This window comes from Microbacterium sp. Yaish 1 (genome assembly GCF_002245215.1).
Classification (GTDB): domain Bacteria; phylum Actinomycetota; class Actinomycetes; order Actinomycetales; family Microbacteriaceae; genus Microbacterium.
This window is the reverse complement of record NZ_NPMR01000002.1, coordinates 682,623-699,565: the sequence shown is the minus strand read 5'-3', so window position 1 is coordinate 699,565 and position 16,943 is coordinate 682,623. Positions and strand designations below refer to the sequence as shown.

15 protein-coding genes, 2 tRNA genes and 1 other RNA gene are annotated in these 16,943 nt (G+C 69.0%); 10 read left to right on the top strand and 8 right to left on the bottom strand.

Translation table 11 applies throughout. The annotated features are described in order from the left end of the window. Positions 1-43 precede the first annotated feature (43 nt). Positions 44-1,033, top strand: a complete 990-nt coding sequence (locus CI089_RS12435; protein WP_094261830.1) for a DMT family transporter — start codon at positions 44-46, stop codon at positions 1,031-1,033. A gap of 50 nt (positions 1,034-1,083) precedes the next feature. Beyond that, positions 1,084-1,157 (top strand) — tRNA-Ile (locus CI089_RS12430). 51 nt (positions 1,158-1,208) lie between these two features. Here the strand turns inward: CI089_RS12430 and CI089_RS12425 are convergent. After that, positions 1,209-1,400 carry a hypothetical protein gene (locus CI089_RS12425; RefSeq protein WP_094261829.1) on the bottom strand — a complete coding sequence of 64 codons (192 nt, stop codon included), beginning with the start codon at positions 1,398-1,400 and terminating at the stop codon, positions 1,209-1,211. A 206-nt stretch (positions 1,401-1,606) separates the two neighbouring features. Between CI089_RS12425 and CI089_RS12420 the strand changes: the two genes are divergently transcribed. Then, entirely contained in the window at positions 1,607-2,110 is a 504-nt protein-coding gene (locus CI089_RS12420) for a DUF3145 domain-containing protein (protein WP_023951383.1), read from the top strand. 158 nt (positions 2,111-2,268) lie between these two features. Here the strand turns inward: CI089_RS12420 and CI089_RS12415 are convergent, their stop codons facing one another. The 6 genes from CI089_RS12415 to aceE all read right to left on the bottom strand — a co-directional run bounded on the left by CI089_RS12415 (position 2,269) and on the right by aceE (position 9,862). Further along, positions 2,269-3,507 (bottom strand): beta-ketoacyl-[acyl-carrier-protein] synthase family protein, encoded by a 1,239-nt coding sequence (locus tag CI089_RS12415; protein ID WP_094261828.1) that lies wholly within the window; start codon positions 3,505-3,507, stop codon positions 2,269-2,271. Positions 3,508-3,558: 51 nt separating this feature from the next. Next, complete coding sequence (locus CI089_RS12410) at positions 3,559-3,807, bottom strand: acyl carrier protein (RefSeq protein WP_023951379.1); 249 nt, start codon at positions 3,805-3,807, stop codon at positions 3,559-3,561. Between the two features lie 75 nt (positions 3,808-3,882). Continuing rightward, positions 3,883-4,884, bottom strand: a complete 1,002-nt coding sequence (locus CI089_RS12405; RefSeq protein ID WP_094261827.1) for a beta-ketoacyl-ACP synthase III — start codon at positions 4,882-4,884, stop codon at positions 3,883-3,885. Then, on the bottom strand, positions 4,881-5,798 hold the full coding sequence (locus CI089_RS12400) for an ACP S-malonyltransferase (protein WP_094261826.1): 918 nt from the start codon (positions 5,796-5,798) through the stop codon (positions 4,881-4,883). The genes CI089_RS12405 and CI089_RS12400 overlap by 4 nt, the downstream gene beginning before the upstream one ends. 124 nt (positions 5,799-5,922) lie before the next feature. Beyond that, a complete protein-coding gene (locus CI089_RS12395; RefSeq protein WP_094261825.1) occupies positions 5,923-7,125 on the bottom strand; it encodes a PucR family transcriptional regulator in 1,203 nt (400 codons plus the stop codon). Between the two features lie 7 nt (positions 7,126-7,132). Then, positions 7,133-9,862 (bottom strand): pyruvate dehydrogenase (acetyl-transferring), homodimeric type, encoded by a 2,730-nt coding sequence (aceE, locus tag CI089_RS12390; RefSeq protein ID WP_094261824.1) that lies wholly within the window; start codon positions 9,860-9,862, stop codon positions 7,133-7,135. 137 nt (positions 9,863-9,999) lie between these two features. Between aceE and CI089_RS12385 the strand changes: the two genes are divergently transcribed. From CI089_RS12385 to CI089_RS12365, 5 genes are all read left to right on the top strand, one after another. Then, positions 10,000-10,073 (top strand) — tRNA-Val (locus tag CI089_RS12385). Position 10,074: 1 nt separating this feature from the next. Beyond that, on the top strand, positions 10,075-10,806 hold the full coding sequence (locus CI089_RS12380) for a zinc ribbon domain-containing protein (protein ID WP_094261823.1): 732 nt from the start codon (positions 10,075-10,077) through the stop codon (positions 10,804-10,806). A gap of 7 nt (positions 10,807-10,813) precedes the next feature. Beyond that, entirely contained in the window at positions 10,814-12,502 is a 1,689-nt protein-coding gene (locus CI089_RS12375) for a bifunctional 3'-5' exonuclease/DNA polymerase (protein WP_094261822.1), read from the top strand. Between the two features lie 42 nt (positions 12,503-12,544). Then, positions 12,545-12,903, top strand: an RNA gene (rnpB, locus tag CI089_RS12370) — RNase P RNA component class A. Positions 12,904-13,131: 228 nt separating this feature from the next. After that, positions 13,132-14,136, top strand: coding sequence for an HNH endonuclease (locus tag CI089_RS12365; RefSeq protein ID WP_218823040.1), 1,005 nt, complete (start codon positions 13,132-13,134; stop codon positions 14,134-14,136). 308 nt (positions 14,137-14,444) lie between these two features. On the opposite strand, the gene ppgK is transcribed toward CI089_RS12365, so the two are convergent. After that, positions 14,445-15,269: a polyphosphate--glucose phosphotransferase gene (gene ppgK, locus CI089_RS12360; RefSeq protein ID WP_023951363.1), complete on the bottom strand. Its 825-nt coding sequence runs from the start codon at positions 15,267-15,269 to the stop codon at positions 14,445-14,447. A gap of 78 nt (positions 15,270-15,347) precedes the next feature. Here ppgK and CI089_RS12355 point away from each other — a divergent pair, with 78 nt between their 5' ends. Then, the gene (locus tag CI089_RS12355) at positions 15,348-15,569 is read left to right on the top strand and encodes a hypothetical protein (protein WP_094261820.1); all 222 of its coding nucleotides are present in this window, start codon (positions 15,348-15,350) and stop codon (positions 15,567-15,569) included. Positions 15,570-15,602: 33 nt separating this feature from the next. Further along, complete coding sequence (gene glnA, locus CI089_RS12350) at positions 15,603-16,940, top strand: type I glutamate--ammonia ligase (protein WP_064956796.1); 1,338 nt, start codon at positions 15,603-15,605, stop codon at positions 16,938-16,940. Positions 16,941-16,943 lie beyond the last annotated feature (3 nt).

Genomic DNA, 16,943 nt, shown 5'->3' with positions numbered 1-16,943 from the left:
GTTGCGAGCCTAATCGAGCCCGCTTCGCGGTTATGGTCGAAAGGTGATTCCGTTTGTCGCGTCCCTCGATGACGTCACCGATCAGCTGATCGGAGTCTTCCGCGAACCCAGAATCCTCATCGGAATCCCGCTCGCGCTGCTCGGCGCCGTGTTCATGTCGTTCGGCGCGCTCTACCAGCACCGGGGCGTGCAGAAGGTCGAGCGGCTCACCAACTCGTCCGGGAGCGCCGGACTCAACGGCTCCCAGCTGCTGAGCCTGCTCAAGCGTCCGTCGTGGGTCGCCGGCACGATCATGCTGGGCCTGGCGATCGTGTGCCAGCTCGCCGCGCTGACTTTCGCGCCGCTCATCCTCGTTCAGCCGCTCGGCGCGATCTCCCTCGTGATCACCACCCTCCTGAACGCGCGCATCACCGGCGTCAAGCCGACGAAGCGATCCGTGCGCTCGATCGTCCTGTGCGTCGGCGGCATCCTCGCCTTCGTCACCGTCGCGGCTCTCGTCGCCACGGAGGAGCCGATCGATCAGGCGCAGCTCATCACGATCCTGGCGCTGCTCGCGGGCGTGCTGCTGATCTCGGGGGCCGTGTGGATGCTGGTGCGCAAGGGCGCGAAGCCGCTCTTCTACATCGCGGCTTCGGGCATCATCTACGGTTTCGTCGCCACCCTCGCCAAGGTCGTGATCTCGCGCATCCAGAACGGCGACTTCGAGTGGCTGACGCTCCTCTGCCTCGTCGGTCTGATCACGGCCACGGCGGTCGGGGCCTACTTCGTCCAGACGGCATACTCCGTCGGACCGCCCGATCTCGTGATCGCCGGGCTCACCGTCATCGACCCGATCGTCGCCGTCATCATCGGCATCGTCATCCTCCGCGAGGCGGCGACGGCGCCCTTGCCGGCGTTCGTCGGCTTCGTCATCGCGGGCGCGATCGCGGTGTACGGCGTGACCTCCCTCGCGCGCAACCACCCGCAGGTCGTGCTCGACAGTCAGCAGCTCCCGATTCCGCGCGGGAGCAAGGGCAAGCACCTCGACGACTGAGCGGTCGCAGCGCGCCCGTGGCGGCTCGCGCGCTAGGCTCGATACGACAGGGGGCGGTGGCCAAGCTGGTCAAGGCAGCGGGCTCATAACCCGACGATCGTGGGTTCAAGTCCCACCCGCCCTACGCACGAATGGCCGCCCGCGGGCGGCCATTCGCATGCAGACGCGCGTGATATCAGGGATGCGTGATCGCGGGGTCCTGCGGGAAGTCCGTGTTGTCGTCGCCGGCCTCCAGGTCGGTGTCATCGAGGTCGGAGCCCGCGCGTGCGGCGTCGGCCTTCACCTCGTCGCTGGCCGCGTCGGTCGGTGCGGCGGTGTCGGCGTGAGCGTCGTCGGCGTCGCGGTGGTGGGGAGTGCTGTCGGACATGCGGCATCCTTTCCTCGTTGTGTGACATCCACCCTGTCCGCCGGACGCGACGCGCGAAAGGCGCTTGACATCGGATGATGGGCGAAATCGTGACACGGTTGTGATTCTTCAGGTTCGTGCGCGATAATCGACGCCATAACCGAACACATCGCCGGCATCCGGGATCAGGTCGTAGGGGAAGACGTACCTGATGAAACGGAGGAGTCATGGCGACACCACAGGCGCGTGGAGTGATCTTCATCCACTCCGCGCCACGCGCGTTGTGCCCGCACCTCGAGTGGGCGGCAGGGCGTGCGCTCGGACGCGCGGTCAGCTTCGACTGGGAAGACCAGCCGGTGCTCGACGGCAGCCGCCGCGCGGAGTTCTACTGGGAGGGACCCGCCGGAACCGGCGCGGCTCTCGCGACGGCGATACGCGGCTGGGAGCACCTGCGTTTCGAGGTATCGGAGGATCCGACCCCGCGCAGTGACGGCGGTCGGTGGATGCACACGCCCAGTCTCGGAATCCACTATGCCCAGACCGACGCGTCCGGCAACGTCGTGATCGGCGAGGACCGCATCCGCTATGCCATGGAGATCGCAGCGGGCGATGTCCGTGAGCTGCAGCGGGAGCTCGACGTCGCGCTGGGCGCAGCCTGGGACGAGGAGCTCGAGCCCTTCCGCCACGCCGGCGACGACGCCGCGGTGGTGTGGCTGCACAAGGTGGGCTGACCCCGAGTCGCACACAGACCCAGCCGGCCCGTGCGTTCGTACCGAGCCCCGGTGGAACGATCCCGGGGAACGGGAGCACGTACGGGACGGCTGACCCGAAAGAAGACCGACCCCCGCGGAGAGCGTCCGCGGGGGTCGGTTTCGTGTGCGCGGGGCGATCAGGCCGATCGGAACGCGACGACGGCGTTGTGACCGCCGAAGCCGAACGAGTTGCTGATCGCCAGCAGGTCGCCGTCGCCGAGGCTCTGGGTCTCGCCCGAGACCCGGAACGGCACGGCGGGATCCTGCTCGGTGATGTTGATCGTCGGCGGCGCGATGCGGTCGCGCAGGGCGAGGATCGTGAAGATCGCCTCGAGCGCTCCGGTGCCGCCGAGCAGGTGGCCGGTGGACGCCTTCGTCGCCGAGACCGGGATCTCGTCGATGCGGTCGCCGAACACGCTGCGCAGCGCCTGGTACTCGTTGGGATCGCCGACGGGGGTCGAGGTCGCGTGCGCATTGATGTGCGCGACGTCGTCGGGGGAGGCATCGGCCTGCTCGAGAGCGGCGCGCACCGCGCGCGATGCGCCGGCGCCCTCGGGGTCGTTGGCCGTGATGTGGTACGAGTCGGCCGTGACGCCGCCGCCCACGGCATACGCGTAGATCTTCGCGCCGCGGGCCTTGGCGTGCTCCTCGGTCTCGAGGATCAGCACACCGGCGCCCTCACCCATGACGAAGCCGTCACGGTCGACGCTCGTCGGTCGCGAGGCGGTCGCCGGGTCGTCGTTTCGACGCGACAGGGCCTGCATCGACGAGAACGACGCCATCGTGATGGGGTGGATCGCCGACTCGGTGCCGCCCGCGATGACGATGTCGGCCAGACCGTCCTGCAGGTGCTCGATCGCGTTGACGATCGACTCGGTGCTCGAGGCGCAGGCGCTGGCCACGGTCCGCGCGAAGGCGCGGGCACGGAAGTGCAGCGACAGGTTGCCGGCGGCCGCGTTCGGCATCAGCATCGGAACCGTCATCGGCAGAACGCGCCGCGGTCCCTTCTCGCGGAGCGTGTCCCACGCGTCGAGCAGGGTCCACACCCCGCCGATGCCGGTCGCGAAGTCGACGCCGAGACGCTCGGGGTCGACATCGGGGCTACCGGCATCCGTCCATGCCTCCATCGCCGCGACCATCGCGAACTGCGATGCCGGGTCGAGGCGCTTGGAAACGGGGCGCTCCAGCACGGTGTCGGGGCGCACGATCGCCTCGGCGGCGAAGTGGACCGGGATCTGGTACTTCTCGACCCACTCGTGTTCGAGTGTGCGCGCGCCGGAACGGCCGGCCAGCAGTCCATCCCAGCTCTCGGGTGCGGTGCCGCCTAGGGGCGACGACGCTCCGATTCCGGTGACGACGATACGCGGGGTGCTCATGGATCTCCTCGGTGGAACCCCGGCGGGGGCGTGTGCCCCCGCCGGTGGGGGTTACGCCTGGTTGGACGTGATGTAGGTGACGGCGTCGCCGACGGTCTTGAGGTTCTTGACCTCTTCGTCGGGGATGGTGACGCCGAACTTCTCCTCGGCGTTGACGACGATCGTCATCATCGAGATCGAGTCGATGTCGAGGTCGTCGGTGAAGGACTTCTCGAGGGCGACCTCGTCGGCCGAGATGCCGGTCTCGTCGGTGATGAGCTCGGCGAGTCCTGCGAGGACCTCGTCGTTGCTGAATGCCATGGGGTTTCTCCTTGTTATCTCTGGACCGACCCGGACGCGGGCCGCTGTTCAGTCTAGGTGCGAGGGCCCGCCCGATCAGGGAAGGACGACGACCTGCGCGCCGAAGACGAGCCCGGCGCCGAAGCCGATCTGGAGGGCCAGACCGCCGCTCAGCTCGGGGTTCTCCTCGAGAAGGCGGTGCGTGGCGAGCGGGATGGACGCCGCCGACGTGTTGCCGGTGGTCTCGATGTCGCGACCGATCGCGACGGTCTCGGGCAGACCGAGCTGCTTGGCGAACTCGTCGATGATGCGCATGTTGGCCTGGTGCGGGATGAACGCGGCGAGGTCTCCCGCCTGGATGCCGGCTTCCTCGATGGCCCGCCGTGCGACCTTCACCATCTCCCAGACCGCCCAGCGGAACACGGTCGGTCCCTCCTGGCGGAGGGTCGGCCACGGCGCGGTCCCGTCGCGGAACTCCACGAGCGTGTGGTTCATCCCCACGGCGTCGGCCTTCGACCCGTCCGAACCCCAGACCGTCGGGCCGATGCCCGGGGTGTCGCTCGGACCGACGATCGCGGCACCTGCCCCGTCGCCGAGGAGGAACGAGATCGTGCGGTCGGTCGGGTCGACGATGTCGCTGAGCTTCTCTGCGCCGACGACGGCGACGTAGCGCGCTGCACCCGCGCGAACGAGAGCATCGGCCTGGGTCACCCCGTAGGAGAAGCCGGCGCACGCCGCGTTGACGTCGTACGCCGCCGCCGGGTTCGCCCCGACGCGGTCGGCGACGATCGCCGAGACCGACGGCGTCTGCTTCGGGTTCGAGATCGTCGAGACGATGACGGCGTCGACCTGATCGGCGGGCACCCCGCTGCGCTGGATCGCCTCGGCGACGGCATCCGCGGCGAGGTCGATCACGGTGGTGTCCTTGTCGGCGCGGACGCGCGTGACGATGCCGGTGCGCTGGCGGATCCACTCGTCGCTCGAGTCGATCGGGCCGACGAGGTCGTCGTTCGGCACGGCGTTCTGGCCGCGAGCCGCCCCGTAGGCGTAGATGCGCGTGTGGGCGGGGCCGGTGGCCTGGCGAATGGCGGCGGTCATGCGGCACCTCCGGAGATGAGAGCGGATGCGGCGACGAGGTCGTCGGGGGTCTTCACGGCGACCGAGGGCACACCGCGAAGAGCGCGCTTCGCCAGACCCACGAGGGTGCCGGCGGGAGCGAACTCGATGATGCCCGTCACACCGTGCTCGGCGAACGACGCCATGCACAGATCCCAGCGAACGGGGGAGGCGACCTGGGCGACCAGGCGGTCGAGCGCGTCGCGGCCTTCGGCCACGACGGCGCCGTCACGGTTCGACCACAGCGTGAGGTCCGGGTCGTTCACCGAGGTGGCGGATGCCGCCGCGGCGAGCGTGTCGACGGCGGGCGCCATGTACCGCGTGTGGAACGCGCCGGCGACCTGAAGGGGAATGACCCGGGTCGCAGCGACGGGCTCGGCGGCCAGGCTCGCGAGAGCGTCGAGTGCGCCGGCCGCGACGATCTGTCCGCCGCCGTTGTAGTTCGCCGGGGTGAGATCGAGCTCCTCCAGACGGGCGACGACGGCATCCTGGTCACCGCCGAGCACGGCGCTCATGCCGGTCTGCTCGCGGGTCGCGGCATCCGCCATGGCGCGGCCGCGGAGTCCGACCAGACGCATCGCGTCATCGTCGCTCAGCACGCCGCCGGCGGCGAGCGCCGCGATCTCGCCGACCGAGTGGCCGGCGACGCCTGCCGGGCGAGCGCCGTCGGCGACGAGCGCGCTGTACGACAGCAGGCTGGCGGCGACGATGAGCGGCTGAGCCACGGCAGTGTCTCGGATGCGATCCGCATCCCACTCCGTACCGGCGGAGACGAGGTCGACCTCGGCGAGCTCGGAGAAGCGCTCGAGGCGTTCACGCGCACCCTCCAGCTCGAGCCACGGGGCGAGGAAGCCGGGGGACTGCGACCCCTGCCCGGGGAAGACGGCGATGATCACTGTTACATCCTTCCAAGTTCAGTCGGTCGACCGCTGGCGACGATGTCACAACAATGCGGCGAACCTTTGTGTCGACCGTACAGTCGACGGGTCGTGAGTAGCGGTCAGCGGCAGCGCGTCGTCGTCAGCTCCGGCGCGACTGCGGCGCGCGGCGCCTCGTGAGGTCGTTGCCGATCGAGCCGAGAATGAGCGCGGTCTGCAGGATGAGCGCCTCGCGCGGCCCCGTCGCGTCCCACCCGATGACGTCGGAGACGCGCTTGAGGCGGTAGCGCACGGTGTTGGGGTGCACGAAGAGCTCACGCGCGGTCGCCTCGAGGGACCGGCCGTTGTCGAGATAGCTCCACAGGGTGGCGACGAGGTCGGCCGAGTGGGCGAGCAGCGGACGGTAGATCCGCTCGACCAGGGTCGCCTTGGCGACGGGATCGCCGGCGAGCGCCCGCTCGGGCAGCAGATCATCCGCCTCGGCGGGACGCGGTGCGTGACGCCAGGCGCCGGCGACCGCGAACCCCGCGAGCGCCGCGCGGGCGCTCTGGCTCGCGTCGACCAGGGCGGGCACGGTGGGGCCGAGCACCAAGTGACCGGGGCCGAACCCGGGTTCGAGCCGCGCCGCGATCTCGAGGAAGCTCAGCTCGGGCACCGGCTCGACCCGGCCCGGCAGGTCGGCGCGCCCGATCACGAGCACCAGGCGCAGACCCTGGACGCCGACGAGGACGTCGACGCCCATCTTCCGGGCGGCGCGACGCAGCTGGTCGACGTCGAACTGCGGGGGAGCGGTGCCGACGAGGACGGCGACCGCACCGTGCCCATGCCAGCCGAGCGCGGCGATCCGACTCGGCAGCTCCTCGTCGGTCTCACCCGTGAGGATGGAATCGACCACGAGCGCCTCGAGGCGGGCATCCCACAGTCCGCGCGCCTCGGCGGCACGCGCGTATACGTCTGCGGCGGCGAAGGCGACGTCGCGCGAGTACTTCAGGATCGCTTCGCGGACATCGTCGCCGCGATGGGCTACCCGCTCCTCGGTGACTTCGACGGTCACCCGCACGAGCTGCAGGGTCTGCGTCAGGCTGACGCTGCGCAACAGCTCGCGCGGAGCTGCGGCGAAGATGTCGGCGGCGATGCGCGGGGTCGAGGTCGGATCCTCGTACCACTGGATGAACGAGGTGATGCCCGCCTGCGCGACCAGTCCCACAGAGGACCGGCGCGCAGGCGGCATCTCGGCGTACCAGGGCAGCGTCTCCTCGAGCCGATTGATCGTGGCCGTGGCCAGATCACCCGAGATCCGGCGGAGCCACGCGAGTGTCTCCGCCTTCGAGCTGTCGTCGGTCACCGAAGGGTCAGCTCTCGCCGCCTGCGTTCCCGCTCGTGCCGGCCGTCACGTCGTGCAGGCGGTAGCGCTCGATCGCCTGTGCCGACAGACCGCGGTCGACGACACCGTCCTCGGCCAGGGCCTGGAGCGTGCGCACCACGATCGACGGTCCGTCGATCTTGAAGAACCGACGGGCGGCCGGACGCGTGTCGGAGAAGCCGAAGCCCTCCGCGCCCAGCGTCGCGAAGCGGCGCGGCACCCACGGACGGATCTGGTCCTGCACGGCGTGCATGAAGTCGCTGACCGCAATGACCGGGCCCTCGGAGTCGTTGAGCTTCTGCGTGACGAACGCGGTACGCGGCTCGTCCGTCGGGTGCAGGAAGTTGTGCTCGTCGACGGCGAGGCCGTCGCGGCGCAGCTCGGTCCAGCTCGTCACCGACCAGACGTCGGCGATCACGCCCCAGTCGTCCTTGAGGAGCTTCTGCGCCTCGTAGGCCCACGGCACGCCGACACCCGAGGCGAGAAGCTGAGCGCGCGGCCCGTCGCCCTCGCCGACGCTCACGCGGTGGATGCCGCGGATGATGCCGTCGACGTCGACATCCTCGGGCTCCTTCGGCTGCACCAGCGGCTCGTTGTAGAGCGTGATGTAGTACATGACGTTCGGGTCGGGGTGGTTGCCGCCGTACATGCGCTCGAGGCCGGACCGCACGATGTGCGCGATCTCGTAACCGTATGCCGGGTCGTACGACACGGTGGCGGGGTTGGTCGACGCGAGCAGGTGCGAGTGACCGTCGGCGTGCTGCAGGCCCTCACCGGTCAGCGTCGTGCGCCCGGCCGTCGCGCCCATGATGAACCCGCGGGCCATCTGGTCGCCCGCCGCCCACTGCGCGTCGCCGGTGCGCTGGAATCCGAACATCGAGTAGAAGACGTAGACCGGGATGAGCGGTTCGCCGTGGGTGGCGTACGAGGTTCCGATCGCGGTGAACGCCGCGACGGCACCGGCCTCGTTGATGCCGACGTGGAGGATCTGACCCTGCGGGCTCTCCTTGTACGCCAGCAGGAGCTCGCGGTCGACCGAGGTGTAGTTCTGCCCGTGCGGGTTGTAGATCTTCGCCGTCGGGAAGTACGCGTCCATGCCGAACGTGCGCGCCTCGTCGGGGATGATCGGCACGATGCGGTGACCGAAGTCCTTCGCACGCAGCAGATCCTTGAGCAGGCGCACGAACGCCATCGTGGTGGCGATCTCCTGCGTGCCCGAGCCCTTCTTCGGCAGCGCGTACGACTCGTCGCCGGGCAGCGTGAGCGGTGCGTGGTTCGTGCGGCGCTGCGGCAGGAACCCGCCGAGCTCGCGGCGACGCTCGAGCATGTAGCGGATCGTCTCGTCCTCGGGGCCCGGGTGGTAGTACGGCGGGAGGTACGGGTTCTCCTCGAGCTGCGCGTCGGTGATCGGGATGCGCATCGAGTCGCGGAAGTGCTTCAGGTTCTCGAGCGTCATCTTCTTCATCTGGTGGGTCGCGTTGCGGCCCTCGAAGTGGTGACCGAGACCGTAGCCCTTGATCGTCTTCGCGAGGATGACGGTCGGCTGGCCCTTGTGCTCCATCGCCTGCTTGTACGCGGCGTAGACCTTCTGGTAGTCCAGACCGCCGCGGCGGAGCTTGCCCCAGATGTCGTCGTCCGACCAGTCCTTCACGAGAGCCGCGGTGCGCTCGTCGCGACCGAAGAAGTGCTCACGGATGAACGCGCCGTCCTCGGCGCGATAGGTCTGGAAGTCGCCGTCGGGCGTGGTGTTCATCAGACGCACGAGCGCGCCCTCGTCATCCTGCGACAGCAGCTCGTCCCAGCCTCGGCCCCAGACGACCTTGATGACGTTCCAGCCGGCACCGCGGAAGTACGCCTCGAGCTCCTGGACGATCTTGCCGTTTCCGCGGACCGGGCCGTCGAGGCGCTGGAGGTTGCAGTTGATGACGAACGTGAGGTTGTCGAGTCCCTCGTTGGCCGCGACCTGCAGCTGACCGCGGCTCTCGACCTCGTCCATCTCGCCGTCGCCGAGGAAGGCCCAGACGTGCGAGTCGGACAGGTCCTTGATGCCCCGGTTGGTGAGGTACTTGTTGTTCATCGCCTGGTAGATGGCGTTGATGGGGCCGAGGCCCATCGACACCGTCGGGAACTGCCAGTAGTCCGGCATCAGACGCGGGTGCGGGTACGACGGGATGCCGTCGGGCGCCTTCGAGGCTTCCTGGCGGAAGCCGTCGAGCTGGCTCTCGGTCAGGCGCCCCTCGAGGTACGAGCGGGCGTAGATGCCGGGTGAGGCGTGGCCCTGGATGAAGATCTGGTCGCCGCCGGACGGGTGGTCCGGGCCGCGGAAGAAGTGGTTGAAGCCGACTTCGTAGAGCGAGGCCGACGACGCGTAGGTCGAGATGTGTCCGCCAACGCCGATGCCGGGACGCTGAGCGCGGTGCACGGTGACCGCGGCGTTCCAGCGGATCCAGCGGCGGTAGCGGCGCTCGAGCTCCTCATCGCCGGGGAATTCCGGCTCGTTCTCGGGCGCGATGGTGTTGATGTAGTCCGTCACCGGCACCTGCGGGACGTTCAGCTGCAGCTCGTGCGAGGCCTGCAGCAGGCTCAGCATGATCTCGCGACCGCGACCCGAGCCCTTCGCATCGACCAGCTGGCGCAGCGACTCCTGCCATTCACCGGTCTCTTCCGGGTCGCTGTCCAGGGCGTCCTGGGAGTAGGGGTCTTGATCGTTGACAGTCACGGGCGACCTTTCTCGTATGGCAGATCGTGCCAGGTAATCACCACGGGCAGGGCGCGGGCGTTGTCGGGCGCGCACAAGCACCGCACGACAGCCTACTCACGCTCGGAGGGGTCGGCGCTCTCGTACACTGAGACCAGGGGCCTATAGCTCAGTTGGTTAGAGCACCTCGTTTACACCGAGGGAGTCGGGAGTTCGAGTCTCTCTGGGCCCACATGAAAGCCACCCCCGCAGATCAGCTGCTGCTGCTGGACATCGCTCGCCTCGACGCGCAGGCACGCGGAGCGGAGGCCGCGAAGCGCAATCCGGCTCAGGCTGCGCGTGTCAACGAGCTGCTCGCGCGTCGTCAGGAGCTCTCCGTCGAATTGACGGGTCTTCTCGGCAAGCGCGACGACATCGAGGCCGAGCTCAAGCGCATCGCCTCGGACGTCGCGGTCGTCGACGCCCGGGCCGCACGCGATGCCGAGCGGCTGGCCGCGACGTCGAACCCGAAGGACGCCCAGGGCCTCGAGCACGAGATCGCCTCGCTCGCGCGCCGCAAGAGCGAGCTGGAGGACGCGCAGCTCGAGGCGATGGAGCGCCTGGAGGCCGCAGAGGCCGCGGTCTCGGCGCAGCAGGCCCTGATCGCCGAGGTCAACGACGAGGGCGGCCGGTTGAGCGCCGAAGGCAAGGCCGCCGTCGCGGACGCCCAGGCGCGTCTCGACGCCGCCACCCGTGACCGTGCGGCGGTCGCGGCCAAGGTGCCCGCAGATCTTCTGTCGTGCTACGAGTCGCTCGCCGAGCGGACACCGGGCGCCGGTCTCCTGCAGCGCCGCACGTGCGGCGGGTGCCACATGGAGCTCTCCGGAACCGACCTCAAGGCGATCGGGCAGGCTGCTGCCGACGAGGTCGTGACGTGCCCCGAGTGCGGCTGCATCCTCGTCCGCACCGACGAATCCGGTCTGTGACCCGTCGATGACCGCGCCGCGCGCCCGCTGGCGCGCGGTGGGACGCCGCACCGACGGAGACGTCGACGTCGCCGTCGTGGATGCCGCCGGCGCGGTGATCGAGCGCAGTCGTGTCGCCGCCGGCGAGCTGGCAGGTGAGATCGCAGCCGATCCCGATGCGCGATGGATCTGGTCCGATACGACGGCCTGGTATCACGACATCCTCGCCGCGGGCGTGCGTGTCCCGCGGTGCCATGACGTGCGCCTGTGCCATGCGATTCTTCGCGACAGCTCACTCGTCACGGACGGCGCACAGCTGCGGGCCGCGACCGTCTGGGATGCCGCACCGGACGACCCGGTGTCTGATCGCGACGTCCTCTTCTCGCTCGAGCCGGCTGCCGACGCCCTCCCGCACGACCTCGACGCGACGCTGGCGGAGTTCGCGCGTCAGGCCCGGGCGATCGAGTGCGCGACCGACCCCGGCCGACTGCGCCTGCTGACCGCCGCGGAGTCTGCCGGAGCCCTCGTCGCCGTCGAACTGAACACCGCCGGCGTCCCGTGGAGCCGCGAGGTGCACGACGCGATCCTCGCCGACGCGCTCGGTCCGCGCCCGCGACCGGGTGAGCTGCCGAGTCTCGTCCGCGACCTGGCCGACCGGGTGCGGGCCGCCCTCGGCGACCCGGCCGCGAGCCTCGACTCGCAGCCGCGCCTGCTGCGCTCGCTGCATCGGGTGGGTGTGCTCGTGGAGTCGACGAGCAAGTGGGAGCTCCGACGTCACGAGCACCCGGTCATCGAGCCGCTCCTGGCCTACAAGCGTGCGATGCGGCTGCTGAGCGCCAACGGCTGGGCGTGGATGGACGAGTGGATCCCGACCGACCGGTTCCGTCCGGTCTACGTTCCGGGCGGAGTCGTCACGGGGCGCTGGGCGTCGTCGGGCGGGGGAGCGCTGCAGCTGCCGCGGATGCTGCGCCCCGCGGTGCGCGCCGATCCGGGATGGCAGCTGGTGGTCGCGGACGTCGCTCAGCTCGAGCCGCGCATCCTCGCGGCGATGTCCGGTGACCTCGCTCTCGCCGACGCTGCACGGGGCCGTGACCTGTACGAGGGCATCGTGGCACGCGGTACCGTCCCCTCGCGCCAGGAGGCGAAGATGGCGCTGCTCGGTGCGATGTACGGGGCGACGACCGGCGACAGCGGCCGGCTCGTCCCGTCGCTTCGCCGCGCCTATCCCCGGGCGATGGCCCTCGTCGACGACGCGGCGCGCGTGGGCGAGGAGGGCGGCTCGGTGCGTACGCTCCTCGGGCGCACCAGCCCGGCCCCGTCAGCCGGGTGGCGAGACCTCCAAGCGGACGCCGCCGAGCCCGAGGCATCCGACGCCATCAAGACGCTCGCCCGGTCACGGGCGCGCGAGCGCGGGCGCTTCACGAGGAACTTCGTCGTCCAAGGAACCGCCGCCGAGTGGGCGCTCGCCTGGCTCGCCGACCTGCGGCAGCGCCTGGCGTCGTTTCCGAGCGTCGGAGATCACCCCGTCACGGGACGCGCGCACCTCGCGTTCTTCCTCCACGACGAGATCATCGTGCACACCCCGGTCGAGCACGCCGAGGCCGCCTCGGCAGCTGTTCGCGATGCCGCCGACGCGGCCGGGCGGCTGCTCTTCGGCTCGTTCCCCCTCGACTTCCTGCTGGACGTGCGCATCGCGGCATCCGCCGACAAGAGCTGACGACGGGCGAAGGCGGGCCCGCCGGTAGACTCGACGGGCGAATGGGTCGGCTGGACGGTCGCGTGGCGGGCAACCGCACCGAGGAACGTCCGGGCTCCACAGGACAGGACGGTGGGTAACACCCACCCGGAGTGATCCGCGAGACAGTGCCACAGAAAGCAGACCGCCGGCGTCCGCGCCGGTAAGGGTGAAAGGGTGGTGTAAGAGACCACCGGGGTCGTGGTGACACGACTCGCACGGTAAACCTCGTCCGGAGCAAGGTCAGACAGGGGATGTTGACGCGGTCCGCCGAGTCCCCGGGTAGACCGCTGGAGCGGCACGGCAACGTGTCGCCGAGAGAGATGGCCGTCCACGGGGCTCACGCCCCCGGACAGAACCCGGCGTACAGGCCGGCCCATTCGCCCGAACGTCTCCCCTCGCGCTCGCGTTAGGCGCACTTCCGCGCATCGTGCGGGGTTCGGATGCCGCGAAGCGTCACCATGCTTCCTGGCGCGCGCCCTATCTTCACTATCGAGGAACGCGAACCTTGCGCCTGAACGCCAGTGTGGGTGGAATCATCGATGCTAGGCGGAGCGATCAAGCGGCTATGCTAAATGGACACAACACCTGAGCTCGGGGGGAGTCCTAAGGTGCAGTACCTCATCATCTTCTTCGCGATCGTCCTCATTATCTCTTTGCTGGTGAACTTCTGGTACGTCGCGATTCCGGCGGCGATCATCGCGGTGATTGCTTGGAAGGCGCCGAGCGTCATTCGCGAGATACGTAAGCGGAGGTATTTCGCCAGTGACGAGTTCGCTGCACATAAGGCGGAGATAGCTGCGCTCACTTATGAACACAACGAAGTCACCCAGTACGTCGCTGAGATCCGGGATCGCGGTTCCTTCGAGGTCGGCGCCACGGGGACGGGGCGGTACGCGCACCTCGCCACGTTCGAGAACACCAGCGCCCACAATTACCGGCGAGACCGCAATGTCGCGGAGTACGCGGCGAGTAACGTGCACAACTGCTCGCTGCAGTTGGTCAGAAACGCCGCGAGCAACCCGATCAAGTACGTCTCCAAGTACTTCGACATCAGAGCAGACGAGGGCACGCTGGCCGACGTGGAGACGCTGGGGGAGAGTATCTCGAGCCTCGAAGCGGCGGTAGCAAACCTTCGGGCCCGCGAGTCGCAGATCGTGGGTGTAGTTAGCCCGCCTCCGTTCATCATGAAGTACTTCGCGGATGAGTTCATGTCGCAGGTCGGCGTCAAGTTGTCGCCTGTGTCCGTTCCCTACCCGGAGTACCGATTCGAGTACGTGAGCGCTGGTGGTAACAGCTCCCAGCGCACCACGGTGAAGTTGGACACTCCGGCGATCGACGCGATGGTCGAGTTCCTCGCTCAGTCGATCAAGTTCCGGAAGTCCGCCCAGGGGCAGCGGGCGCTGATGACTGCCAGACTCCGCGCCTACATCAAGGATCGCGACGGATGGGCATGCAAGAGCTGTGGCGCGTCCGTCCGGGTTGAACCGAATCTGCTCCTGGAAGTCGACCACATCATCCCTGTGTCGCGCGGCGGGATGACGGTTGAGGAGAACCTGCAGACGCTCTGTTGGCGTTGCAACCGTTCTAAGTCAAACAAGCTCATCGCCTCCTGATCTCGCCCCCGAGGTCGCGGCTGAGCGCGTACGCCTTTTTCACTCGGCGAATCGTCGCTCGGGTGTCGCATCGTCCGATTTCCGCTCCCCAGAACGCGCGCGGCGCGACGCACGCTCAGCTAGAGCCCGGGCGCATGGCCGATATGCCCACCACAGAAGCCGGCGTACAGGCCGGCCCATTCGCCCGAACGTCTCCCCTCGCGCTCGCGTCAGGCGCACTTCCGCGTATCGTGCGCGACTCGAAGCGCGCGTGATGCGCGGAAGTGCGCCCGAAGCCGAAGGGCCGCCGAGACCTGGCCGCGCGACGGTCAGTGGGCGGTCGTGCCGGCGAGGTCTTCCGTGGTCTCGTCGAGGACGCCCGGGCGCTCGCCCGCGAGCGCGAGGGCCGCTGCGCCGATGATGCCGGCGTTGTTGCGGTGGACGGCGGGCACGATCGGCGTCTTCAGGTCGAGCAGCGGCAGGAACTTGTCGGCGTGCTTGGACACTCCGCCGCCCACGACGAACAGGTCGGGGGAGAAGAGGAACTCGATGTGGCTGTAGTACCACTGCAGCCGCTCGGCCCACTCGGGCCAGTCGAGCTGGTCGCGCTCCATCGCCGAGTACGCGGCCCAGGCCTCGGCGTCCTTGCCGTGCTTCGCCCGGTGGACGTGCCCGAGCTCGGAGTTGGGGATCAGCACGCCGTTGTAGATCATGGCCGAGCCGATGCCGGTGCCGAGGGTCGTCAGGATGACGAGCCCGTCCTGGCCGCGTGCGGCGCCGTAGCGCAGCTCGGCGACGCCGGCGACATCCGCGTCGTTCGCGAAGTGGATCTGGCGGCCGAGCCCCTTCTCGAAGAAGCTCTCGGCCTCGAAATCGATCCAGGTGTCGGCGACGTTGGCCGCCGACAGGGTGCGGCCGTTCTTCACGATCGCGGGGAAGGCCACGCCGAGCGGCACGTCGCCCGCGTCGGTCACCTCGAGTCGGTCGAGCACGACCTTGACGGCATCCAGGACGTCCTCGGGCTCGGCGCCCTTCGGGGTGGCGACCTTGATGCGGTCGGTCAGGAGCTCGCCGGTCGACAGGTCGACGACGGCTCCCTTGATCCCGGTTCCCCCGATGTCCACTCCGACGGCCCGCGTCGCACTCGCACTCATACGGCTCAGCCTATCGAGCGCGAGCCGGGCGGATTAGGCTCGGACCGAGCGCCACCGCAGGCGCAGTCTGGAGCGACCATGCCCGAGAGCGACGGCGAGTACTGGTACAACCTCACGACGCACGAGGTCGAGCGCGGCAAGCAATCGCCGGGCGCCGATCGTGCCGGCCCGTTCGCCTCGGCCGAGGAAGCAGCCCGGGCGCCGCAGATCATGGCGCAGCGGGCGCAGGCGTGGCGAGAGGACGAGGCTCGGGAGGATGACTGGGGCACGCCGCCGTCGGAGGGCGCTCGCCGCCAGTAGTCTGGGACCCGACCCTGTCTCGGAGAGGACGCGATGGACAAGCAGCGGGACTTCGTACTGCGAACGATCGAGGAGCGCGGCGTCAAGTTCGTGCGGCTCTGGTTCACCGATGTGATCGGCACCCTGAAGTCGGTGGCGATCGCGCCGGCCGAGGTCGAAGGCGCGTTCGCCGAGGGGCTCGGGTTCGACGGTTCGGCCATCGAGGGGCTGACGCGCAGCTACGAGTCGGACCTGCTCGCCCACCCGGATCCGACGACGTTCCAGCTCCTGCCCTGGCGCGGTGAGATCGACCCGACCGCTCGGATGTTCTGCGACATCACGACGCCCGACGGCCAGCCCGCTGTCGCCGACCCCCGCAACGTTCTCAAGCGGACCCTCGCGAAGGCCGCCGACGCCGGGTTCACGTTCTACACGCACCCCGAGATCGAGTTCTACCTGCTGAAGTCGTCGTCGTACGGCCCCGACGGTCCCGAGCCGGTCGATTCCGCCGGCTACTTCGACAACGTCCCGGGCGGCACGGCCCACGACTTCCGCCGGCGCTCGGTCCGGATGCTGGAAGACCTCGGCATCTCCGTCGAGTACAGCCACCACGAGGGTGGCCCCGGCCAGAACGAGATCGACCTGCGTTACGCCGACGCCCTCGCGACGGCCGACAACATCATGACGTTCCGGACCGTCATCAAGGAGGTGGCGATCGAGCAGGGCGTGTACGCGACCTTCATGCCGAAGCCCCTCAGCGGCCACCCGGGCAGTGGAATGCACACCCACATGTCGCTCTTCGAGGGCGACGTGAACGCGTTCTACGAAGAGGGCGCGCAGTACCAGCTCTCGCAGACGGGTCGGCAGTTCATCGCCGGTCTTCTCCGTCACGCGAACGAGATCTCCGCGGTCACCAACCAGTTCGTGAACTCGTACAAGCGTCTGTGGGGCGGCGACGAGGCCCCGAGCTTCATCACGTGGGGCCACAACAACCGCTCGGCTCTTGTGCGGGTGCCGATGTACAAGCCCAACAAGAGCCAGTCCTCGCGCGTCGAGTACCGAGCTCTGGACTCGGCCGCGAACCCGTACCTCGCCTACGCGCTGCTGCTGGCCGCGGGCCTCAAGGGCATCGAAGAGGGCTACGAGCTGCCGGCCGAGGCCGAGGACAACGTGTGGTCGCTCACCGACTCCGAGCGTCGGGCCCTCGGCTACGCGCCCCTGCCCGCGAGCCTCGACCACGCCCTCGAGTACATGGAGGAGTCCGAGCTCGTCGCCGAGACGCTCGGCGAGCAGGTGTTCAACTACGTGCTGCTGAACAAGCGACGCGAGTGGCAGAACTACCGTGCCCAGGTGACTCCGTTCGAGCTCAAGAGCAACCTGGAGATGCTCTGAGGC